The sequence below is a fragment of the Thermostilla marina genome (assembly GCF_054657455.1).
Window position 1 is genome coordinate 4771530 of record NZ_BAAHYR010000001.1, and the last position, 23061, is coordinate 4794590.

Below are 23061 nucleotides of genomic sequence, written 5' to 3' on the forward strand. Positions count from 1 at the left end.
AGGCGATCAGGATTCCACCGTTTCGCCGAGTTCCGCCTCGTGTTGCGAAATTAGGTCGAAAAACAAATCTTCCAAATCGTTTTGTCGGTACGTGTCCCGAAGTTCTTCCAAGGTGCCCGAAGCCAGCAATCGCCCGCGGTAGACGATCGCAATGCGATTGCACAGCCGTTCCGCCTCGCGCATGATGTGCGTGCAAAAAAGGATGCACTTCCCCTGGTCGCGCAACTCGGCCACGGTATTCAGCAGCGACCGCGCGACGAGCACGTCGAGGCCGACGGTGGGCTCGTCGAAGATGACGACCGGCGGATCGTGCACGAGGGCGCGGGCGACCGAGACCTTTTGCTTCATGCCGGTCGACATCTTTCCGCCCATGCGGTCCCGGATGTCGTTCATCTTCAGCCGGTCGAACAGGTGTTCCATCCGCCGATGCAATTCGTCCTTGGGAATGCCGTATAGCAGCCCGAAGTATTCGACCATCTCCCAGGCGGTCATCCGGTCGTACACGGCCGTATTGGTCGACATGAAGCCGATGTTGCGGCGCACCTGGTCGGGCTGCGCGACGACGTCGTAACCGTTGATGCGTGCCCAGCCGCCGGTGGGCCGCAGCAGGGTGCTCAGGATGCGGATGGTCGTCGTCTTCCCCGCCCCGTTCGGTCCCAACAACCCGAAGACTTCGCCCGGTTCGGCGCGGAAGGTCAGCCCGTCGACGGCCTTGAACGTTCCCCGCCGGTAGTCGGTGTAATGTTTTGTGAGGTGATGGACTTCGATCATCGCAGCGCGATCGCATCGGTTGCCGGAGAACGCGGGCCCGCCCTCGCCGAACCGATCGGTCGAGCGTGCGGGCGAGTCGAGGCACCGCAACATAACGTCGATTGTACCCGCTGTGCCCGACGGGCGCACAAGCCCTTGCTTTTCCCGGACGTGTTCCCCGGTCATGCCGTTGCGGCAGGGGCGATTGTAGCGATTGCAATGGGTGGCGGCAGTTACCCCGGACCGATCCCGCGGTTCGAGACCGCGTGCCCCTTCGGCAAGTCTAGCTCTCGACGAGCCGGATACCCGACCGGAATCGACCGTTCGTCGCCGCCTACACGGTAAGGAAAAGGACGTGCATTCGGCGAAATCCCTTTCGCCTGCACAACCGAACGGCTCGGCGAATGACTTCACCTGCCGGTACCGATGAGGGCTTCCTCCGATAGGGAGGGCAAGCGAAACGCAACATCTTCTTCGAGAGAGCCGGAGGCCGAAGGCCGGCCCAAGAGGGGATAGATTGCCGAGTCCGACCGGCGAATGCCTGCAACGCGAGCGGCAATCACCGGCAGTCGGCTTGTCATCGCGACCGGCCGCACCATATGTCGGTGAGCTTAAAGCGGCACGCCCGGCTGCGTCATATTCGGAGGGACGCGGACATCATTCGCCTTCGACCTTGAGGCATTCTTGAGGGGTGATGACCCCGTCGTTGTTCAGGTCGTAGCGGGCGAATTCGCGGGCGGTCTCCTCGTCCCAAAAGCCGGTGTACTCGTTCATCATGATCTGCCCGTCGCCGTTCTCGTCACGGCTGCGGAACCAGTCGGGCAAACCGGAGGGCAACCGTTCGGTGGGCGGCGTGTACCGGTAATGGCGACGTTCCGAGTTGCTCGTCGACGAACCCGACGAGGACGACGAGCCGGAAGAACTCGAATTGGACGATGAACCGCGGCTGTAGTTCATCAACCGAAGCGTCAGCTCGTCGAGCGTGATGACGCCGTCTTTGTCGCGGTCGGCAGCGGCCGGGTCGCCGCGCATTTCGGACCATTCGTCTTTTTCGAGCTTGCCGTTCTTGTTCTTGTCGTAGCGATTGAGCAGCCCTTGCGCGTAGCGTTTTACGCGTTCATCCAACTCGGGAGTCGATTCTGGTTTGGCATCGCCCCCGCCGGAACCGGCCGAACCGGAGCTCGAACTGCTTCCGGTGCTCGTCGGTCTGGGCGGGAGCAAGGGGCCGCCGACGGTGTAGCCGGGTTTGGCATCGGTCCCGAAACCGGGGACCTCGGGAAGCGTTCGCTCGACACCGAAACCCGGGACCGAGGGTGTCGCCGTCCCGGAAGAAGATCGCGAACCGCCCGACGACCGGTCGCCGCCTTCGGCCTCGCGCTTGTAGTACTCGACGAGTTTGCTTTGGGCATCCTTGATGCGGATCCCTCTTGAAGGGTCCATGCCGGTGCGCTCCTTCAGGCGGCCGGCAAGGAATTGGCCCATGCGATTTCCTTCAATTTCTTCGCGGGAGAGCGTTCCATCATGGTTCTGGTCAAGTCGGCTCATGAACTCGGCAAAACGCCGTGCCCGCTCTTCGGGGTCCTCGGACCGACCGCGATCGTCCCCGCCACGCCCGCGGTCGTAGCCGCCGCCCCCCCGAAAACCAGGGGGCTGGCCGATAGCCAGGCTTGCCGCCAAAAGGGGGATTAGAGCCGCCCACAAGTATTTCGTCTGTCGACGGAACAGGATGGATACAAGCTGCATGGGGACACCTCCGCTTCGGGGGAGCCGCCGAGTCTCGACGATCGAGCCGAACGGCCGGCTTCGCGCGCACGCCGAACCCAGACGTCCGTCCTACCTATAGTAACCCCAATCCGGCCGAGCTGGTGACGCACAATCGGGAAGAAAACGACCATATTGGCGGAACCTCGTTCGACGTATCGGGTTTAGAAGCGTTGTCACGCGGGCTGTTCGCGCGTGGTGACGGCGTTTCCGGTCGGAAGGTCCGACCCGTTTGGTCAAATGTGAGGAGGTCAGGACATGGTCAGGTGGTTCAAAGTTGGTGCAGCGCTGTTGGCGCTTGCCGTGGTCGGAATGATCGCCGGATCGGCGATGGCGCAACCGGGTGGTCGCGGTGGTCCCGGTGGCGGCCCGGGCGGACAACGCGGGCCCGGCATGTTTGCCGGCCCAGGCGGGCCCGGCGGGGGCGGTATGGGAATCTTGGGGCTCCTCCGGATCGAGCAAGTCCAGAAAGAGATCGAGCTGTTGGACGATCAAAAGGCCGATCTCGAAAAGCTGGGTGAAAAAGCCCGCGAAGCCATGCGGGAAGTCTTCGGCGACTTCCGCAACCTCAGCCGCGAAGAGATGCAACAGCGGCGAGAGGAAATCCAAAAGAAGATGCAGGAGCAGCAAAAGAAGCTTCAGGCCGAAGTCGAAAAGATCCTGCTTCCGCACCAGCTCGAACGCCTCGAGCAGATTCGGATCCAATTGATGGGCATCCAGGCCCTCAATGATCCGGAAGTGGCCAAGAAGCTCAACATCACCGACGCCCAGAAGGAAAAAATCCAGAAGGTGCAAGAGCAAGCCCGCGAGAAGATGCGGGAAGCCTTCCAGGGCATGCGCGGCGGCGATGGGCAACGGCCCGATCCGGAAGCCATGCGTGAACGATTCACCAAGCTGCGCGAGCAGATCGAAAAGGACGTTCTCGCCGTGTTGACCTCGGAACAAAAGAAGAAGTTCGAGGAACTCAAGGGCGAGCCCTTCGAATTGGATCGGAGTGCCCTGTTCCGGGGTCGCGGCCAAGGCCAGGGGCCCGGCCAGGGTCGGTTCCAAGGACGCGGCGGTCAAGGCGGTCCCCGGGGCGGCGGTCCGCGCGGGGGCAATTGATCGTCTAAGCCGATCGTGAAACAAGCCATCCAGCGTCCCCCCGAACTGTTGGATAGGCGATAGCGCGGAACGCAAGGGAGATGCCCGGATCGGGTGTCTCCCTTCCCCTTTATGGAAGGGGGCAGGTGGTTTTCTAACGACCCCGGCGACGGTCGAGGTGTATCAATAACGTGGCAATGCGTCCTGTGCGGGATGCGTTCGTCGAGATATTCGGTTTCTTGCGGTCCGTTGCTCCCGGATACGGGGTTGGAAATTTAGGGAGGTTTCGAACCGCGCCGCGGACCTGCGTTGCGCGAGTTTTTTGCTGGATTATCGGCCGGGCACGCTTTACGTTGAGAATTGAGGTCGCTTTTCGGCGAACACGTTCGTGAAGCGGGCTTGGCGCTTCGAACGGCGCCGGGCGACGTAGGCATTCCACAGTGCGAGCGAACGCTCTCCTCGGAAGCGCGGGAATCGGCTTGCCTTCCCTCCGGATGGACCAAAATCGGATCCCGTGCCCAAGGGCGGGATCGAACGATCGAATATGATATCGAAATGCGCGGGATGGTGGCGGCCGCGGCCGACAACGGCTCCGTTCCGCCGCGTCGCACGAATCAGTAAAGTCAGTGAGTGTCATGGAAGCCGGTGAAATCCTGTTACGCAAAGGCCTGCTGAGCGAAGAACAACTCAAACAGGCGCAGCGCGCCAAGTCGGAAGACAAGCGTCTGGACCAGGCGGCGGTCGAAATGGGACTGGTCTCCGAAGAACAGGCCCTGCGCGCGCTCGGAGAAGAATTGGGAATCGAATTCGTCGACCTGGTCGATGTGAAAGTCGACGAAAAGCTGATTGCGAAGTTTCCCGTCAAGTTCATCTATCGCGAAAACCTCTTTCCGCTGCGGGAGGAGAACGGGGCGGTCGTCGTCGCCACGAGCGACCCGTTCAACCTGTACCCCTTGGACGAGCTTTCGACGACGCTCGGGAAGACGGTCCAGCCGGTCCTTGCCGCACGCAGCGAGATCGACAAGCTTATCAAGCGGCACTTCGGCGTCGGCAGCGACACGATCGATCAGTTGATCGCCCAGTCGGAAGACGAAGACGTCGAAATCCTGGGCGAGATGGAAGGCGACGGCTCCGAGCTGTCGCAATTGGCGCAAGAGCCGTCGGTGGTCCGGCTGGTCAACGAAATCTTGTGGGAGGCCGTCGAGCTGCGGGCCAGCGACGTCCATATCGAGTCGCAGCCGTCGGGGCTTTCCATCCGTTACCGCATCGACGGCGTGTTGCACAAGCAACCGGTTCCGCCCGAGATCAATCGTTTTCGGGCGGCGATCATCAGCCGCTTGAAGATCATGGCCCGGTTGAACATCGCCGAGCGACGCTTGCCGCAAGACGGCCGCATTCAGTTGCGGGTGAAAGGACGCGAGGTCGATGTTCGTGTGTCGGTCATTCCCATGGTGCACGGCGAGGGCATCGTTCTTCGTTTGCTCGACAAGAGCGCCATGGAGTTTAGCCTCGCCAAGCTGGGGATGGAAGCCGACAACTACGCCCAGTTCCGCAAGCTCATCCGGTTGCCGCACGGGATCATCCTGGTCACCGGCCCGACCGGTTCGGGTAAATCGACGACCTTGTACAGTTCGCTGTTGGAGATTCGCAGCGAGGCCACGAAGATCATCACGACCGAAGATCCGGTCGAATACCAGCTGGAAGGTATTTGCCAGATCCAAGTCCATCCGAAGATCGGGTTGACGTTCGCCAACTCGTTGCGAAGCATCCTGCGTCACGACCCCGACATCATCCTGGTGGGTGAAATCCGTGACTTGGAGACGGCCGAAAACGCCATTCAGGCCTCGCTGACGGGGCACTTGGTGTTCAGTACCTTGCACACGAACGACGCCGCCGGGGCCTACACCCGCTTGACGGATATGGGGGTCGAGCCGTTCTTGGTCTCGAGCACGGTCGAGGCCGTGATGGCCCAGCGGTTGGTACGCACGCTGTGTCCGGAGTGCAAAGAGCCGTACGTTCCCGCCGAAGACGAGCGTCCGCCCGACTTCCCGAAAGACGCCCTCGACAAAGGCGTGACCTTCTACCGCGCGGTCGGTTGTCGGGCCTGTCGCAACGTGGGATACAAGGGGCGATTGGGTATTTTTGAACTATTGCTCACGACCGAACGCATTCGCGAATTGGCCCGCGAGCGGGCAAGCAGTTGGTCGATTCGCCAGGCGGCGATCGAAGAAGGAATGCGCACGTTGCGGCAAGACGCCTGGAAGAAGGTCCTCGACGGGAAGACCTCGATCGAAGAGATCGAACGCGTTACCCGGGCCGAGGAATGGTGATCTGCAAACCGTCCGCGACGGCGGAATGTTGAGTCGACACGCTCATGCCTGAATTCCAATATACGGCACTCGACAGCCAAGGGAAGAAGGTCGACGGCACCGTTTCGGCGGCGACGAAACGCGAGGCCGTCGCGGCGATCAGCGCGCGCGATTTGTACCCGGTCTCGGTCAGTGGTGAAGAAATCACCGAGGTCCGCAAACGCGTTCGGCGGATTCCCGCCCAAACCATGGCCGTCGTCTACGGCCAGTTGGCCGATCTGCTGAAAAGCGGTGTTCCGTTGTTGCGGGCAATCAACATCATCCGCTCGCAGACGTCGCACCAAGGCTTGAAGGACATTCTCTCGGAAATCCACCGCCGCGTAGAAGACGGAGCGGGACTGGCCGACGCCATGCTCCGCTTTCCGAACGTCTTCGACGAGATGTCCGTCAGCATGATCCGTGCCGGGCACGAAGGCGGGTTTCTCGAAGAGGCCTTGATGCGCGTGGCCGAATTCACCGAGGCCAGCGACGACTTGAAAAAGCGCGTCGTCGGTGCGATGGCCTATCCCGTGCTGCTGATGGGAATGGGCACGTTGGTGATCATCGGCCTATTGGTATTCTTGGTGCCGAAGTTCGAAACCTTGTTCGAGAACTTGCGACAGCGCAACGAAATGCCCGCCTTGACCGAATGGCTGCTGGGTGTGAGCACCTGGCTGCAAAGCTGGGGGCTTTGGGTGTTCCCGGCGGCCATTTTCGGCGTGTGGGCTTTGCGCCAGTGGTTTCGGACCGACACCGGCCGCATGATCTGGGATCGCTACATCATCATGGTGCCGATGGTCGGATCGGTCGTGCTGAATTTTGCCGTCGCCCGCTTTTGCCGTGTGTTGGGAACGTTGCTGCGCAACGGTGTACCGATCTTGCGGGCGTTGGATATCGCCGCCGATTCCACAGGAAACAAAGTGTTGGGTGAATCGGTCCGCAAAGCGACCGAGAATGTTTCGGCGGGGCAGTCGCTGGCCGGACCGTTGGCCTCGGGCGGATGTTTTCCCCAAATGGTCGTCGAGATGATCTCGGTCGCCGAAGAAGCCAACACCCTGGAAACCGTATTGTTGGAAATCGCCGACTCGTTGGAACGTCGAACGTGGCGCCGGTTGGACATCGTCGTCCGGTTGCTCGAACCGATCCTGTTGATCCTGCTGGCCGGCGCCGTGTTGGTCGTCGTCTTGGCCTTGCTGCTGCCGGTGTTCAAGATGGGTATGTCGATCTGACGCCGCGGCTTCGAGCCGAGATCGACCGTCGACGTCGAATCCGCATCGTAATCACTGATTGTTTGGAAAAGAGGTTCCTTGCATGCAAAAGAAACGACGAAACACGCGACGCGGCGGGTTCACCCTCGTCGAAGTGTTGCTCGTACTGGTGATCCTGCTGATCATCGCTTCGCTGGCGGTGACGGCCTACGTTCCCATGCAGCGGCGCGCGTACAACAACGCGGCGCGAACGCAAATCAAGGCATTCGAACAGCCGCTCCAACTGTATTACCAAGACATGAACGAGTTCCCCAGCACCAGCCAAGGACTCGAAGCGTTGATCGCTCCGCCGGCCGACGCGACGAATCCCGACGCCTGGCAAGGGCCGTATCTCGACGCGCAAGCTGTGCCGCTGGATCCGTGGGGACATCCCTACCAGTATCAGTATCCCGGGCAATACGATCCCGAGAAGCCCGATATTTGGTCATTGGGAGCCGACGGCCTCGACGGAACCGAGGACGACATCACCAGTTGGCAGTAACCGACGTCGCCGGGCGCAGGATACCGTCACGGCGGCTTGACGTGTTGCGGTGAACAATGATCGCCGGTGGATCGCGGGCAATTCGCTCCGACCGACGGTCGCCGCCGGTTCGGCGCGACGGCCCGCGGTTGTGCCTGCGCACTCGTCGCCGGGGCTTCACGCTGGTCGAAGTCTTGTTGGTCGCGACGATCATCCTCATCGTGGTCGCCCTTACGCTCAGTGCGATGACGCGGCCGGTCGCCTCGCGACGCTTGGCGATCGGGGCCGAACAGGTCCGCGCGGCATGGAGTCGCGCACGAAACCGGGCGATGGCCGCCGGAACGCCGTTCCGCTTCCGGTGCCTGTTGGAAAGCGATCAGTTCATCATCGAGTACGTGCCCGCCGACGAGAGTTCGACGACCATCGACGCGGCGGCCTGGTCGGGGCAAACCGTGAATACCGAGGGCGGATTGCCGCCGATCTTCCGCACGGTCCAGCATCTGCCCGAAGACGTCGTCTTCGCCGAGGTCGAGGTCGATTGGACGGCGCAAAGCGATGCCTACACGACCGACGATACCTCGCTGGTGAACACCGCCGTCACCGATTCGGCTCTCGGGCTCAGTTGGGAGGAACCCGAGCCGGGTGAGCCGCCTTTGGGGACCGAGGCGCAACCCATCCTGTTTTATCCCGACGGCACCGCCACCGCCGCGCGGGTGGTCTTGAAAAACCGGTACGGGCAGGCGATCGAATTGTCGCTTCGCGGGCTGACGGGCACGGCGGTCGTCTCCGACATGTTCCGCATCGAAGGTGAATCGCAGCAAGGAGGCTACTGATGCGACGTCGCCTTCGAACACGCCGCGGATTCACGCTCGTCGAGGTCGTTCTCGCCCTGGCGATCTTGTTGTTGTCGCTGGCGATTCTCGTCCAGTTGAACTACCTGGCGATGCGCAACGCCCGCATCGCACGCGAACAGTGCACCGCGCAGCTCGCTTGTGCCAGCATCTTGGCCCAACTTCGTACCGGTGAATTACCGCTGGAAAGCGTGTCGGACAGTCCCTTGGACGAAACGCTCAACGAAGAGACCTTCGCCATGGACGACACGGCGTGGTTGTACTCGGTCGACGTGACGTCGATCGACGATTACGGCCTGTTGAGCGTGACGGTGACGGTCACTCGCGATCGTCCGCAAGATTCGCAACCGGTGAGCTTTTCGATGACCGAATGGATGATCGACCCCGAAACCGAATTTCCCGAGATCGGGTACGATCCCTACGCCGAAGCGACCGACGAATTGGGGCTGGACGACGAAGGCACCGACGAATCGACCGAGGGAACGGAGGGTGCGCTATGACGCAGTCGCCGATCGCCCCTCGCCGAACGCACCTGTTCGCCGCTCGCGGCTTCACCTTGATCGAGGTGATCTTGGCCCTGAGCCTGGTCGCCATCTTGGTGGCCGCGCTGGGATCGGCGATCGACTTTCATTTTCGCGCCGTGGCCCACGTGCGATCGCAGATCGAAGAACAACAACTGGCGCGGGCACTGTTGGAACGTATCGCCCGCGATATTCGCGGGGCGGTGCCGTATGATCCGATCGACTTCGAGCAACTCGTGCCGGGCATGGTGACGACCACCAGTGCCGGAGACTTGGGGGAAGTAGGCGAGGAGGGCGGCTTCGACTCCGACATTCTGTTCGGTACTTCCACCGGCAGCAGCACCGAAGACGAAAGCACGACCGACGATTTGACGGCGCTCACCTTGCCGCATCCCGTGCCGGGCTTGTTCGGCGACAGCAGTTGGTTGCAGGTCGACGTGAGTCGGCTTCCGCGTCCCGACCAAATGACGACCGACGTAATCTATTCGGCCGACGGGTTGACCGTCGATCGGGTGAGCGACGTGAAGTCGGTGGCCTATTTCGTGGTCGATGCCGACTCGGCGAGCAGTTACACCTATTCGAATCGGCCGGGCATCAGCGACTTCGAAGAGTCGGGCGGCCTGGTGCGTCGTGAGCTGGATCGGGCGGTCACCCAATACGCAAGTGAAAGCGGTTTGCTCGACCTGGTCGACGAAGAACTCGAACCGGTCGCGCCGGAAGTCGTCGATATTCAATTCTCGTATTTCGACGGTTCGACGTGGCAAAGCTCGTGGGATTCCGATCTCAACGGTTCGCTGCCCACCGCGGTCGAGGTCGTGTTGTACCTGCGTTCGCGAGACGTGGCGCCCTCGGTCCTGCTACCGATCGACGAAGAGGAAGGAACAATCCACGCCTATCGGCGCGTGGTGTATCTGCCTGCGGCACATCCGGTCGGCGAGTTGAACGTGACGGCGTTGCCTGCTTCCGAAACGGAATCCGGCGGCTCGGCAGGAAGCGAATCGGGCGGTGAAACTCCGGAATCCGGCGGCTCGGGCGGATCGCAGCCCGTCCCCGATGTGCCTTCCGGCGACGGTGGTTCCGGAGGCAATGCGCCCGGTTTCGATCGGCAGATTCCGCAACCGACTCCGTTGCCTGCGCCCGATTCTTCCGGCGGTCCCGGAGGAGGTGGACGATGACGCGAACCGTGCATCGCCGACATTCCGTCCGGTCGCGACTGCGGCGCTGGATGCGTCGCCGGGCGATGGTATTGTTGATCGTTCTCGTCACCGTCTCGTTGCTGGCATTGGGCGGCTTGAGCTTTTCGGAGCTGATGCTCGCCGAACGGGAAGGCGTCGACATGTCGGGGCGCCTGATGACTGCGACGGCGCTGGCCGATTCGGGCGTCGAGGCCGCGCGTTATCTCGTGTCGCTCGATCCGACCAGCTTGGAAGAGATGGGCGGTTGGTACGACAACCCGGATTGGTTTTCCGGCGTGCTTGTACAGGATTCGCTTTCGCCGCAGGACCGGGGCTACTTCTCGGTCGTCGCCCCCGACACGACCGACAGTTACGCGCAAAGCATCCGTTTCGGTCTGGAGAACGAGTCGGCAAAGCTGAACATCAATAGCGTGCTGTTGGCCGACAAGTACGCCGAGAACGGCGGCCGGACCGTGCTGATGGCCTTGCCCGGCATGACCGAAGACGTGGCCGACGCCATCCTCGACTGGCTCGATGCCGACGACGAACCGCGCGAGTTCGGCGCCGAGATCGAATACTACGGCACGCTCGACCCGCCGTACGCACCGAAGAACGGTCCGTTGGAAACGATCGAAGAGTTGCTCCTGGTGCGCGGCGTCACGCCCGCGTTGTTATTCGGTGCCGACACGAACCGCAACGGCATCATCGATGATGGTGAAACCTACCCCGACTCCTTCGATTCGCTCGACGTAACGGCGACGCTGGTCGACCCGAGCGATCCGTCGATGATGCGGGGCTGGGCCGCGTACTTGACCCTGTACGGCATGGAACTGAACGTGCGGCCCGACGGTTCGGCCAAGATCGATCTCAATAGCGACGACCTGGAGACGCTGTACGATCAGCTCTACACCGAATTCGGTCCGGTGTGGGCGGCATTCATCATCGGGTATCGCCAGAACGGTCCGTACACGGGCAACGACGAATTGCGTCCGATGTCCGAGGATGTCTATCCCGATCTCTCGAAACCGGCGAAGTTCCAGTTGACTTCGGTGCTCGATTTGATCGGGGTGAGCGTGCGTATGAACGTCGAAGGAGAGGACGATCCGGTGGCCTTCGAACCGGTCTTCCCCGACGATCCGTTGGCCGCTTCCCTGTATCTGCCCACGGTGATGGAGAACATGACGGCGAACTCGGCGCAGGTGCTGGCCGGGCGGATCAACATCAACGAAGCGCCGGACATCCTCTTGTACGGCATTCCGAACATGCCGCCCGATGTGGTCGACGGCATCTTGAGCATGCGACCGCTCGATCCCGAATCGACCGACGATCCGAACTATCAGCACGAAACATGGTTGTACACCGAAGGTCTTGTGAGCCTCGACGAGATGAAACAACTGATGCCGTTTGTGACCTGCGGCGGAAGCGTTTACAAGGCACAAGTGGTGGGTTACTTCGAAGAACGGGGGCCGGCCGTGCGGGTGGAAGCGATCCTCGACGCCACGGTTCGCCCGGCCCGCATCCTGTTCTGGCGCGATTTGAGCCACCTCGGCCGAGGGTTCTCGGTAGAAACCCTACAACTGGGCTACTAGCTCTTTAATGGGGGCTTTAGTTCACCCTTTTAGGGGCTCCGAAGGGTTCGGCACGCACTTTTTCGGTTTGTGCGGCAAAATAGAGAATTTCTGCGAATCCGCGCCTCCGGTTCGTGGGTAAAATCAATAGGGGATTCCCTCTCCGAAGGGTATCGCGTTCCGTCCGCGTCGCGGCGGAGGTTCTACCCCCCCTGCTGTCGAAGGGGGGAGGGCTTTCCGCGCTCGTGTTTTTTTGCTGGTGGTGGAGATCATGGCTTCGAGAGTCATCGCCCTGGAATGGGACGACGAAGAACTCCGGTGTGTCGTCGCGACGAAGCGGCGCAACCAGATGTGCGTCGAGCACGCCTTCAGTGCGCCGCTGGCCGGTCGGGTCGTCCTTCCCGATGAATCGAACGACGACGGCACCGTGCCGGAGGATCCCGAAGAAAGCGGCGAGGTGGCCGCACTTCAAGTCCTATCGCCGGCCGAAGTGGGCGAAAAGATCGCCGCCGCGATGGCGGCTCATCGGGTGGGCAAGGGCGAGGTCGTCGTGTCGATCAGCCGCTCCTTGATCGAATTGCGGCAGATGTCGTTTCCGCCGGCTGCCGATACCGACCTGCCCGAGATGGTTCGCTTTCAGGTCGAGCGAGAGTTTCCCCACGTCGATGCCGACTGGTTGGTCGATTATCTGCCGTTGGACGACGATCCTTCGCAGCCGCGTCGCCTGCTGGTGGCCGCCATGCCGCCGGCGATCCGCCGTCAAATCGAAGAAACCGCCGACGCCGCAGAATTGAAAATCGCCCGCATGATGTTGCGGCCGACCGGCGCCGCCGTGCTGGTGAATCGCCGTTTGTCGCGAACCGCCGACGAGGTCACCTTGTTGGTCGACCTGCTGGCGGAGGAAATCGACCTGACCGTGCTGGAAGGGAATCGCGTCGTCTTGATGCGGACCGCGCGGTTGACCGGTGATCCGCTCGCCCCGAATGCGTCGATTCTGTCGCTGCAAGGCGAGATTCGCCGGACGATGGCAGCCGCGCAAAACCAGCTTGGAGGCCGTCCGATCGAACGGATCGTTTTGTTCGGGGCCACATCCGCCCACGAGCAGTTGGCTTCGCGATTGGGCGAGAAACTGCGTATCCGCGTCGAGTGCTGCGATCCGTTTGCTCCGTTTGCCGTTTCCGATCGGTTGGCATCGCAGATCCCCGACCATCCCGGCCGTTTCGCACCGTTGTTGGGGATGGCGGCCGACGAGCTGGAAGGCGTCGATCCGCCGCTCGATTTTCTGCATCCGCATAAACCGCCGGAACCGCCTTCGGCCCGCAACCGCGCAGCGTTGGCGATCCTCACGGGGTTGTTGTTGATCGTTGCGATGGTCGTGGCCAGTTGGAGCTTGAGGGCGGCCCAGCTCGATCGGGCGAGAAACCTGTCGGCCGGCATCAAGAAACTCGACAAAGAGCTTCAAGACGCCGATGAACTGCGCAAGCTGGCGACCGCGGTCGATCGCTGGCAAGACCGCGACATCTGCTGGCTCGAAGAGATTCGGCGATTGTGCGACAAGGGGCCCTCGGCCGAGGAAGTCATGCTCACGAAGATCTCGGCCGGGGCGGGCGGATCGGGCGGCGAACTCGTGCTCGACGGCTTGGCCCGCGACGTCGAAGCCGTCGAGAAGCTCGAAGACTCGCTGCACGATGCGACGCATCACGTCGTCAGTAAGGACAAGAGCTCCGACGAGTCGCAACGCCCCTACACCTTGCGGTTCACGACCATGGTGTTGATCGAACCGGCCGACCCGCAAACGCCCGCTGCAAAGGAGGCCGAGTAATGCCGCAATTACGACGAGAAACGCTGCTGCTGGGGGTTCTCGGTCTGTTGGCGGCCTTGGCCGTCGGGCGTGCCGGCTGGACGTTGTTGGTCTCGCCCGTACTCACGGCGAAGGCCAACGCCGACAAATTCGCCTCGGAATACAATCTCAAGCAGCGACAACTGGCCAACGCCCGCCGTATTCAGCAAAAGATCGATGCGTGGAAGAAGCAGTCGCTTCCCGCCGAAGAAAGCGTCGCCCGCCGCGAGTACCAAAACTGGTTGCTGAAACTCGTTCAAGATTCGGGCTTGGACGAGGAACAGGTGTACTCGGGCGAGGCGCGTCGTGAGAAAGACCTGTTCACGCGGTTTCCGTACACCGTCCGCGGTGTGGCCTCGATGGACGATCTGACGCGGTTCCTGCACGGGTTTTACTCGAAGGGATACCTGCACGAGATTACACGGCTCACGATCAACCCGATCAAAGAGAGTTCCGACCTGGAAATCACGATTGCCATCGAGGCGATTTCCCTGGACGACGCCGAAGCCGTCGACGCGTTGCCCGATGCCCCGCCGCGATTCGACATCGCCGAACTGGACGTCTACCGTAATTCGATCGTCGAGCGACGTCTCTTCCGGCCGTACGAGCCGCCGCGACCGATCGTCCAGCGCCCGGAACCGCCGCCCCGTCCCGAACCGCCGCCCAAGCCGGAATTCGACCCGGTCAAGTACACATTCGTCGACGGCATCGTCGAGGTGATCAAGAACGGCCGGCGGCTTCGCGAGGTGTGGATCCGCGAACGCACCAGCGGCGAAACGTACAATCTCCACGAAAACGAGAGTTTCGAGGTCGGCGATCGCTCCGCCCGCGTGCTCAAGATCGGATTGCGTGACGTCGAAATCGAACTCGACGGCGAACGGCGTGTGCTGAAGCTGGGACAGAACTTGTACGGCAACAATCGCCCCGGCGACGAAGAAGAAGACACGTAAATTGCCGGGGCAAACGGCTTCGCGACCGGTTGCGCGGTCAAGCGACCAGTTCCTCCATCACCGCGCGCGTGTCGCGGACCATTCGATCGAAGGAAAAGCGTTGCCCGGCAAGTTCTCGCGCCCGCCGGGTATCGGCATGTGCGCCGGGATCGTCGAGCATTGCCGCCATCGCCGCTGCCAAGGTCGCGGCATCGCCCGGCGGAACGGAAAGTCCGATCGGCGGGCCGTCGTCGGGCTGCAAGAGCTCGGGAAGGCCGCCGGCGGTCGTCGCTACGATCGGCACGCCCGCGGCCATCGCCTCGATCACCGTCGAGCCTAGTCCTTCCTCCAGTGAAGGAAACACAAATACATCGGCACCGCACAACAGGCGGGGCAAATCGTCGCGGAAGCCCGGCATCAGGACGCGGTCGGCGATCCCCAATGCAGCAGCCTGATCGGCGAGCGCCTCGCGGCGTTCCCCCTCGCCCAATAGGATCAACACCCATCGTCGGTCGGCCAGACGCGACAAGGCGTCGAGCAGCACGTGATGGCCCTTGCAGGCGGTCAGTTTTCCGGCGGTCAGCAAGACGGGAGCGCCGTCGTGGCGGCCGTGATGTTCACCGATCAGGGCGCGAACGGCCGCACGCGCCTCGGTGCGATCGATTTCGGCGTAGCGTTCGACATCGACACCGTCGTAGACGACCCGCAAGCGCTCGGCAGGCAGGCCCGAATCACGACAGATCGCCGCTACCCGCTTCGAAACGCAAATGATCCGATCGGCGAATCGGCGGTATTTGCCGGGCGATCGGATGGGAAACGCGGCTCGCCGGGCTGCGATCCGACGAATCCCGAGGCCGATCGATGCGACGCCGCCTGCCGACACGGCGCGCGGGTCGTTCAGGTAGACGATCTGCGGCCGAAACGCCCGCAAAGCGGCGCGTATCCGCAGCCAAGCCCAGGGCGAACGACCTCGACCGGGAAACGTCTGGACGGCGCAGGGGAGATCGCCGGTGGAAACGGCATCTCGTAATTTGCCGGCGGCCGAGGCGAGAAACAGGACGTCGTCACCGTGCTCTGCCGAGAGCATGCCGAGGCGGGCGAGCTGGACCTCGCCGCCGCCCCAGTCGCGTTCGGTCGACACCAGGGCGATCCTCACAGAACGACTCCGTCTTGTGCGGGGCTGAGCATACGCCGACGGCGGTTGCGGAATTGGATGTTCATCGCAAAAAACGGGCAACGAGATTGAGAATCACTGTCAAAAGAATGCTCAACACCAAACAGGTCACCAGCGGGAAATGGACCGACCACCGATCACCCCCTAGGTGAATATCGCCGGGTAAACGGCCCAAGGGAAACCCCAGTCGACCGAACAACCAAATGAGGCCGCCGATCGCCGCCGTCACGATACCGATGATCATGATCCACTTGCCGAGCGATTGGGTGTCCATCGCGATGCCCTCCCCTCGTTCGATCGCAGGCAAGAAGATGTCTCCCCAGCGCAACAGTTACCTTAGCCGAGGGAACGTGTCGTGAAAAGCAACCAATCGACGACCGGCAGGGCGATGGACCGGCCGCTGCTTGGGGCTGGTCAAATCCCGAACGCGCGATACACTGTCTCACAACCGGATCGTATCACCACCTGATTGAGGGACTGTCGCGAGAGGGGAGGGAACCCGAATCGCCGTACCGACGTCACTAGGTTAGAGGATTGGTCGTATTCGAAGGTGGGAGGACGTGGACGATGAACAGCTTGAAGGGGCATTTCTTGGTGGCGTCCCCCTACCTCGTCGACCCGAATTTTGTCCAGACGGTCGTCTTGATGGTCCACCACAGCGAGGAGGGGGCGTTCGGGCTCGTCGTCAATCGGCGGCACGACAAAAGCGTGGCCGAGCTGTGGCAAGAGGTCTCCGATACACCCTGCGAGCGGCGTGGGCTGCTCCACATCGGCGGGCCTGTCCCCGGACCGCTGATGGCGCTGCACGACAACGCCGCGTGTTCCGAGCTGGAAGTCATTCCCGGCGTTTACTTCTCGGCCCAACGCGAGCATCTTGAACAGCTCGCCGCCGAGGATCGCGGCAACTGCCGCCTGTTCTTGGGGCATTCCGGCTGGGCCGGCGGACAACTCGAGGCCGAGTTGGCGACCGGCTCATGGTTGGTGACTCCGGCCGATCCCGATATCGTCTTCGACGAATCTGCCGACGTGTGGCGCCGCCTGATCTACCGGATCGGGCGCGAAGAACTGGCCCAACTTCTCAAACCGCGGATTCGGCCCAAAGCCCCCTCCCTCAATTGACCCCGCCGTCGCGCGGCCGGCGCTTCACCCCACGACACTGAGCACGATCAGGCAAAACAGCCACAACGCCAGCACCGTCGCCGCGGCGATCAGTTGCAGACGCTGCCGGGCAGTGGGGGGATCGGGACGATACGCCGTCGCCGAGGCTCTCGGTGCGGGCACGCGTCGTTCCTTCCGCCGCGTCATATCGGCAGTTCCTTTTCGTCGGGAACGCGAATCTGAAAGTCCCGGCAAAAGACCTGTTCGAAGTCGTACACGTCGTCGAAATCTTCCCGGCGATCTTCCTTCGTTTTCCGCATCATGCCCAAGCGGATCAAATTGTACACGATCTCGCCGAAATCGCCGGTTTTGTAAATGCCCCAGTTGTTGAGCACCGTCTTGGCCATGTAACCGAACTGACGGATCGCGTACTCCCGAATCGCGTGACACAGCTCTTGGCCGGTGACGTGTCGATGCGGTTGGTCGTCTTCGTCGTCTTCCATCGGCTCGTTCGGGGCCTCGTGCCCCATGCCCAACTCCTGTTGCGCAAACCGCAGGGCGTCGAACACGAAGAAGTACGCGTCGATTTTGTATCGTTTGTCTTCGCGGACCAGTTTCCACAACGGATGTGAAGGACTGAGCATCATGGCCGCTGCCTCGAGTGGCTGAAATCGATTGCGCGGCGACCGATCTCGTTCAAGGTCGCCCCCGGTCACTGGTTATTCTTCTTCCTTTGATTCATCATCGGCTCCGCCGGACGTCTTGTCTACCACCTTTACGGCGTCGACCGGCACCAATTTGCGAACGCGGTTTTCCGTCTCGATGAGTACCTGTTGCGCCAGGATTTCTTGTCCCACCACGCGGGCGGGGCCGTCGGCCGTTTCGACACGCGCACCGATTTTCGGAAGCTGCCGTTGCATCTCTTCGTACTGCTGATATTCGTAGCGCAGGCAGCACTTCAACCGGCCGCAGCGACCGGAAATCTTCGCCGGATCGAGCGTGGCCTTTTGAATCTTGGCCATTCGCATCGAAACGGGCGCCATCTTGACCAGGTGCGTATTGCAGCAGACCGGTTTGCCGCAGTCGCCGTAGTCGGCCAGCAGCTTCGCTTCGTCCCGCACACCAATCTGCCGCATCTCGATGCGGGTTTGAAACTCGGCCGCCAGCTTGCGAACCAGCTCGCGGAAATCGACACGCCCGTCGGCCAGGTAGTAGACGATGATCCGCTCGCCGCCGAACAGGTGTTCGACGTCGACCAGGTCCATTTGTAAACCGAGCTTACGAATCCATTTCCAGCATACATCCATCTCGTCGATGGATTGCTTGCGCAGCCGCTCGGCCTCACGTCGATCATCATTGGTCATCAACCGGAGGATCGTTCCTTCCCCCGGATTGTCCAACCGTGCGACGACCCGCTCGGTCGCTTCGCACAAGACTTCTCCCACTTCGAGCCCGCGGTCGGTGCGGACGATCACCTGGTCGCCTCGCCGGATCGGCGGCGAATCGCCCTTGGGCGGATTGAAGACGCCGATCAGTCGCATGGCGCCGTATCGGACGACATATTGCGGCATCGGTTCCCTCGGTATCGAAGGACGAATGAATTCATGACGACGATCGACCGCTTTGCCGCAGCGGGCATTCCGCAAACGGCTCGGCGCGGCCGACATCAACCTCTTTATCGTATCCGAAAACGCAGCCTGCGGAAAACGGAACACATCTTCTGCACCTGCCCTACCTCAGCCGAAGCTGGGCAATCACCGCCGATTTCTGTGCCCCGCCCCAACGGCCGACAGGTCGGAACGCTGCGATGCCGCCGGGTCTGCACCGCCGGCCGAGGGTACGCAAACGGGCGGTTGCGAGAAGGAAGCCTCTTCGGAAGCGGGATCCGTCGGTGGGACGTCGAAGGACGACCTCCAGCAAGAAAAGAAAAAACCCCGGACCGAAGCCCGAGGCTTTTGTGACCAGCACGCCCGGGAGGACTCGAACCCCCAACCCTCGGTTCCGAAGACCGATGCTCTATCCAATTGAGCTACAGGCGCGCGACGATATGTTTTTCTCTTCCGGCACGTCATAAAGGCCGACTTCGCGCGGTCAACCCGCCGGCACGCACGACTCGATTGCACCGCCTCCGCGACCGTGCCGACAAGTTACTTTCACATTACCCCTAGCCGGCTGAAAAGTCTAGAGGGTGAGGCGAACGTGCCGCGCCGACGCTTCGACGCCGGTTGGGAATCCCGCAATCTGGGGATACACTAGACACATTCGGGCAGGCTTGGCGTGCGCAAGGGAGAGGGAACGCTCGTTTGAATCGCTCTGAAATTCGGCGAAAGCGAATCGTCGTCGAGGGAACGGTGCAAGGCATCGGCTTTCGGCCGTTCGTGTATCGCCTTGCGCACGCGCTCGGGATGGGCGGTTGGGTGCGGAACGAATCGGGGCGGGTGACGATCGAGATCGAAGGGCCGCAGGAATCGACGGAAGCGTTCGTCGAACGGTTGAAAACGGAGCGGCCCGCCTGGGCCCGATACGAGCGGTTCGAGGTTTCCGAGGTTCCGACCGAAGGCGAAACGCGTTTCGCGATCACCGCGAGCGAGGCATCGGACCGCGTGTTGCCGGGGATACCGCCCGATTTGGCTGTGTGCGAAAAGTGCCTTGCCGAGATGGCCGATCCCGACGATCGCCGGTATCGCTATCCGTTCATCAACTGCACCGAATGCGGGCCGCGTTGGTCGATCATCGAGGGCGTACCGTACGATCGGCCGCTCACGTCGATGCGGATCTTCGAGATGTGCGACGACTGCCGTCGCGAGTACGAATCGCCCCTCGATCGACGATTCCACGCGCAGCCGATCGCGTGTCCGCGTTGCGGGCCGCAGTTGGCATTGATCGAACCGAGCGACGTGGCGCCTCGCTTTTCGCTCGACCGGGTGTGTGCTAAGGAGGAAGAAGCCTTGCAGCGTGCCGCCCGGGCCGTGCTCGAAGGCAAGATCTTGGCACTCAAAGGATTGGGCGGTTACCAACTCGTGTGCGATGCGACCGACGAAGAGGCCGTTTTGCGATTGCGCGAGCGAAAGCGCCGGCCCGACAAGCCGTTCGCCGTGATGGTGACGGCCGAATCGGTGCCACGCTACGTCGAAGTGCCTGCGGCGGCACGCGAGGCGCTGCACTCGGGCGCCGCCCCGATCGTGCTGTTGAAACGGCGACCGACGTCGCAGACGCCCGTGATCGCGGAGGCCGTTGCACCCGACAATCCGTATTTGGGCGTGATGGTGCCGTACACGCCGCTGCATCACTTGTTGCTTGGATTGGTGGAGCGGCCCGTAGTGTGCACCAGCGGAAATCTGTCGGAAGAACCGATGGCGATCGACGATGCCGATGCCTTGCGCCGGCTGGGAGAAATCGCCGACGTATTCCTTCTCCACGATCGGCCGATCGTGCGGCCGGTGGACGATTCGGTCGTGATGCCGGACGATCGTGCGCCGGGGATACGGATGGTCCGCCGCGCGCGAGGTTACGCGCCGCAGCCGCTGGTGATGCCGTGTCGCTTGCCCGTCGTGTTGGCGGTGGGCGGGCATTTGAAGAACACGACGGCCCTGTCGATCGAGGATCGGATCGTCGTCAGTTCGCACGTGGGCGATTTGGACAATCGGCCGGCGGTCGCCGTTCACCGGCGCGTGGTCGATGATCTGTTACGGTTTTTTCGCCGCGCACCGGAGTGCATCGCGTGCGATTTGCATCCGGACTATGCGTCGACGCGCGTGGCCGAAGATTTGGCCGCACGGTTCGGCGTGCCGTTGGTGCGCGTTCAGCATCATGAAGCGCACCTGGCTGCGGTGCTGGCCGAGGCGGAGCACCACGACAAAGCGTTGCCGCCCTTGCCGGTGCTCGGCGTTTCGTGGGACGGCACCGGCTACGGGCGCGACGGAAGCGTGTGGGGCGGCGAGTTCTTCTTGTTCGACGGCGACACGATGCGTCGCGCGGCACACTTGCGCCGGTTCCGACTGCCGGGCGGCGACAAAGCCGTCCGCGAACCGCGACGTTCGGCGCTGGGCGTCTTTTTTGAATTGGAAGGCGAAAACGCTTTCGCGATGCCGGGCGTCGAGTTTTCCGAAGACGAAGCCCGCATTTTCGCGCAGGCGCTTTCGCGCAGAATCGCATCACCGCTTACCAGCAGCATGGGGCGGTTATTCGATACGGCGGCGGCCGTGTGCGGGTTCCGCGGGAAGGTCGGGTTCGAAGGCCGCGCAGCAGTGTTCCTCGAGTTTGCCGCCGAGCGGTTCCTTGCGTCGGTCGAACACATGCCCGACGATGTACCGTTCGTCGAACCGTGCCGCTTCGTCGGCGACGATCCGATCACCGTCGATTGGGAGCCGTTGATTCGCTCGCTGGCCGAGGGCATTCGACGCGGCCTGTCGGCGGAACAAGCGGCTTTTGGGTTTCACGCCGCGCTGGCGGATGTCGTGGCACAAGCAGCGGCGCATTTCGACGTACCGACGGTTGCACTGGGCGGCGGGTGCTTCTTGAATCGTGTGTTGGTCGACCAAATCCGCCGTCGCTTGCCTGACCGGCGCGTCCTTGTCGGCCGTGAACTTCCGTGCGGCGACGGATCGATCGCCGTCGGACAACTGTGGCTGGCGGCGCGTGAATATCGGCGAGAAGCGCCCGTCGATCATGCCGTCGATTGACCGCTGAAGAAAAGCAGCGGGTTGTCGCGCGACCCTGGGGATAGTACCCTCGGCAAAGACATTACCGTCGCATCAGCTTCGATGCGCGCCCGGGAATCCACGGCCTTGAAAATTCGAGGAGAACCGTGAGCGAAAAGGAAACACGCGGCAAGCTGGCGTTGCATTGGAAGATTCTGATCGGACTGGTGCTGGGTGCGGCACTGGGATTGGCGGCGAACCGAATGGCCGCCCGCGATGTCGTCCCCGGAGTGGTCGATCCGCTCGATACCGACGCCAACGGGGTGCACGATACGCTGGACTGGGTCGTGCTGCAAGTGACCGATCCGGCGGGGCGGGTGTTCTTGCGATTGATCTTCATGATCGTCTTGCCGCTGGTCTTTTCGGCGCTGACCTTGGGAGCTGTGGAAATCGGCGATGTGCGTCAATTGGGCAAACTCGGCTTCCAAACGCTTTGGTTCACGCTGGGCTTTTCGTTGATGGCGGTCGTCCTCGGCATTTTTCTGGTCGACACGATTCGGCCGGGTGAGATGCTGCCCGCCAAGCAACGGGAAGCAATTCTGGAGCAGTATACCGCCGGAGCCGAACAGAATATTGCAAGAGCCCAACAGGCCAAGCCGCTGAAAGACATTCTCCTCGACATCATTCCCGAAAACCCGCTGCAAGAGGCCGTCGGTGCACTCGACGCCTCGAGCAAGGGGAACGGCATGCTGGCGGTCATGTTCTTCGCCTTGATGTTCGGGGTGGCCTTGGCGATTGCCGGCGACCGGGCCAAGACGCTTACCGGTTGCATCGAGGGGCTGTACGAGGTGTCGATGGTGATCATCGATTTTGCCATGCGACTGGCACCTTATGGGGTGGCGCTGTTGATGTTCGGCGTGACGGCGCGGTTGGGCGTGTCGATCTTCATGCCGTTGGCCGGATTGATCGCAACCGTAATGGGCGGCTTGGCGATTCAACTGGTGGTCGTCTACTCGGTCGTGTTGTGGTTGTTCGGCGGCACCCGGCCGTGGCGTTTTTTCGCGGCCGTTTCAGAAACGATGTTGGTGGCCTTCGGAACCTCGTCGTCCAATGCGACGTTGCCGGTCGCCTTACAAACCGCCGACGAAAAGCTGCATTTGCCCAAGAAGATCTCACGCTTCGTGCTGACGATCGGCGCCACCGGCAATCAGAACGGAACGGCGCTCTATGAGGGGGTGGTCGTCCTGTTCCTGGCTCAGGTGTTCGGCGTCGATCTGACGTTGACGCAGCAGATCATCGTCGTATTGATGTCCGTCTTGGCCGGTGTGGGCACCGCGGGCGTACCGGGCGGTTCCCTGCCGCTGATTGTCGTCGTCTTGCAGTCAGTCGGCGTGCCCGGCGAGGGAATCGGCATCATCCTGGGGATCGACCGGCTGCTCGACATGTCGCGGACGGTCGTCAACGTGACCGGTGACCTGGCTATCGCCAATTGTGTGGCCGCGTTGCAGGAACGCCGCCGAGGGAAAGAGACCGCCGGCGCACCATCGGAAGGCGACGACGCGACGCCTTGACCCGCGGCGCGCAAGGCACGAACG

General features: G+C 62.1%; 20 protein-coding genes and 1 tRNA gene. 13 read left to right on the forward strand and 8 right to left on the reverse strand.

What is annotated here, in order from left to right; all coding sequences use genetic code 11:
- Positions 1–6: 6 nt before the first annotated feature.
- Together ACYQ2I_RS17250 and ACYQ2I_RS17255 are read right to left on the reverse strand one after the other, a co-directional pair.
- Complete coding sequence (locus ACYQ2I_RS17250) at positions 7–771, reverse strand: ABC transporter ATP-binding protein (protein WP_460168276.1); 765 nt, start codon at positions 769–771, stop codon at positions 7–9.
- 636 nt (positions 772–1407) lie between these two features.
- Positions 1408–2493: an EF-hand domain-containing protein gene (locus ACYQ2I_RS17255; protein ID WP_460168277.1), complete on the reverse strand. Its 1086-nt coding sequence runs from the start codon at positions 2491–2493 to the stop codon at positions 1408–1410.
- Between the two features lie 276 nt (positions 2494–2769).
- On the opposite strand from ACYQ2I_RS17255, the gene ACYQ2I_RS17260 reads away from it, so the two are divergent.
- The 10 genes from ACYQ2I_RS17260 to ACYQ2I_RS17305 all read left to right on the forward strand — a co-directional run bounded on the left by ACYQ2I_RS17260 (position 2770) and on the right by ACYQ2I_RS17305 (position 14575).
- Positions 2770–3615: a Spy/CpxP family protein refolding chaperone gene (locus tag ACYQ2I_RS17260; RefSeq protein ID WP_460168278.1), complete on the forward strand. Its 846-nt coding sequence runs from the start codon at positions 2770–2772 to the stop codon at positions 3613–3615.
- 614 nt (positions 3616–4229) lie between these two features.
- On the forward strand, positions 4230–5924 hold the full coding sequence (locus ACYQ2I_RS17265) for a GspE/PulE family protein (protein WP_460168425.1): 1695 nt from the start codon (positions 4230–4232) through the stop codon (positions 5922–5924).
- A 44-nt stretch (positions 5925–5968) separates the two neighbouring features.
- Positions 5969–7171, forward strand: coding sequence for a type II secretion system F family protein (locus tag ACYQ2I_RS17270; protein WP_460168279.1), 1203 nt, complete (start codon positions 5969–5971; stop codon positions 7169–7171).
- Between the two features lie 82 nt (positions 7172–7253).
- Positions 7254–7691 (forward strand): type II secretion system major pseudopilin GspG, encoded by a 438-nt coding sequence (gene gspG / locus ACYQ2I_RS17275; RefSeq protein WP_460168280.1) that lies wholly within the window; start codon positions 7254–7256, stop codon positions 7689–7691.
- Positions 7692–7747: 56 nt separating this feature from the next.
- Entirely contained in the window at positions 7748–8503 is a 756-nt protein-coding gene (locus ACYQ2I_RS17280) for a pilus assembly FimT family protein (RefSeq protein WP_460168281.1), read from the forward strand.
- On the forward strand, positions 8503–9021 hold the full coding sequence (locus tag ACYQ2I_RS17285) for a prepilin-type N-terminal cleavage/methylation domain-containing protein (protein ID WP_460168282.1): 519 nt from the start codon (positions 8503–8505) through the stop codon (positions 9019–9021). Before ACYQ2I_RS17280 ends, ACYQ2I_RS17285 begins: the two co-directional genes overlap by 1 nt.
- On the forward strand, positions 9018–10217 hold the full coding sequence (locus ACYQ2I_RS17290; protein ID WP_460168283.1) for a prepilin-type N-terminal cleavage/methylation domain-containing protein: 1200 nt from the start codon (positions 9018–9020) through the stop codon (positions 10215–10217). Before ACYQ2I_RS17285 ends, ACYQ2I_RS17290 begins: the two co-directional genes overlap by 4 nt.
- Positions 10214–11806 (forward strand): type II secretion system minor pseudopilin, encoded by a 1593-nt coding sequence (locus ACYQ2I_RS17295; protein ID WP_460168284.1) that lies wholly within the window; start codon positions 10214–10216, stop codon positions 11804–11806. Before ACYQ2I_RS17290 ends, ACYQ2I_RS17295 begins: the two co-directional genes overlap by 4 nt.
- A gap of 250 nt (positions 11807–12056) precedes the next feature.
- Positions 12057–13607 carry a type IV pilus biogenesis protein PilM gene (gene pilM, locus ACYQ2I_RS17300; protein WP_460168285.1) on the forward strand — a complete coding sequence of 517 codons (1551 nt, stop codon included), beginning with the start codon at positions 12057–12059 and terminating at the stop codon, positions 13605–13607.
- On the forward strand, positions 13607–14575 hold the full coding sequence (locus ACYQ2I_RS17305) for a hypothetical protein (RefSeq protein WP_460168286.1): 969 nt from the start codon (positions 13607–13609) through the stop codon (positions 14573–14575). The genes pilM and ACYQ2I_RS17305 overlap by 1 nt, the downstream gene beginning before the upstream one ends.
- 37 nt (positions 14576–14612) lie before the next feature.
- On the opposite strand, the gene ACYQ2I_RS17310 is transcribed toward ACYQ2I_RS17305, so the two are convergent.
- Both ACYQ2I_RS17310 and ACYQ2I_RS17315 read right to left on the reverse strand, forming a co-directional pair.
- A complete protein-coding gene (locus tag ACYQ2I_RS17310; protein ID WP_460168287.1) occupies positions 14613–15695 on the reverse strand; it encodes a glycosyltransferase in 1083 nt (360 codons plus the stop codon).
- A gap of 76 nt (positions 15696–15771) precedes the next feature.
- A complete protein-coding gene (locus ACYQ2I_RS17315; protein ID WP_460168288.1) occupies positions 15772–16002 on the reverse strand; it encodes a DUF2905 domain-containing protein in 231 nt (76 codons plus the stop codon).
- A gap of 293 nt (positions 16003–16295) precedes the next feature.
- Here ACYQ2I_RS17315 and ACYQ2I_RS17320 point away from each other — a divergent pair, with 293 nt between their 5' ends.
- Complete coding sequence (locus ACYQ2I_RS17320) at positions 16296–16847, forward strand: YqgE/AlgH family protein (protein WP_460168289.1); 552 nt, start codon at positions 16296–16298, stop codon at positions 16845–16847.
- A 24-nt stretch (positions 16848–16871) separates the two neighbouring features.
- Here the strand turns inward: ACYQ2I_RS17320 and ACYQ2I_RS17325 are convergent, their stop codons facing one another.
- The 4 genes from ACYQ2I_RS17325 to ACYQ2I_RS17340 form a co-directional block, all read right to left on the reverse strand.
- Complete coding sequence (locus ACYQ2I_RS17325) at positions 16872–17033, reverse strand: hypothetical protein (protein WP_460168290.1); 162 nt, start codon at positions 17031–17033, stop codon at positions 16872–16874.
- On the reverse strand, positions 17030–17473 hold the full coding sequence (locus tag ACYQ2I_RS17330) for a Minf_1886 family protein (RefSeq protein WP_460168291.1): 444 nt from the start codon (positions 17471–17473) through the stop codon (positions 17030–17032). Before ACYQ2I_RS17330 ends, ACYQ2I_RS17325 begins: the two co-directional genes overlap by 4 nt.
- A 72-nt stretch (positions 17474–17545) precedes the next feature.
- Complete coding sequence (locus ACYQ2I_RS17335; protein ID WP_460168292.1) at positions 17546–18397, reverse strand: PSP1 domain-containing protein; 852 nt, start codon at positions 18395–18397, stop codon at positions 17546–17548.
- A gap of 394 nt (positions 18398–18791) precedes the next feature.
- A tRNA-Arg gene (locus ACYQ2I_RS17340) sits at positions 18792–18865 on the reverse strand.
- A gap of 264 nt (positions 18866–19129) precedes the next feature.
- Between ACYQ2I_RS17340 and hypF the strand changes: the two genes are divergently transcribed.
- Both hypF and ACYQ2I_RS17350 read left to right on the forward strand, forming a co-directional pair.
- Complete coding sequence (gene hypF / locus ACYQ2I_RS17345; RefSeq protein ID WP_460168293.1) at positions 19130–21508, forward strand: carbamoyltransferase HypF; 2379 nt, start codon at positions 19130–19132, stop codon at positions 21506–21508.
- A gap of 125 nt (positions 21509–21633) precedes the next feature.
- Positions 21634–23037: a dicarboxylate/amino acid:cation symporter gene (locus ACYQ2I_RS17350; RefSeq protein ID WP_460168294.1), complete on the forward strand. Its 1404-nt coding sequence runs from the start codon at positions 21634–21636 to the stop codon at positions 23035–23037.
- Positions 23038–23061 lie beyond the last annotated feature (24 nt).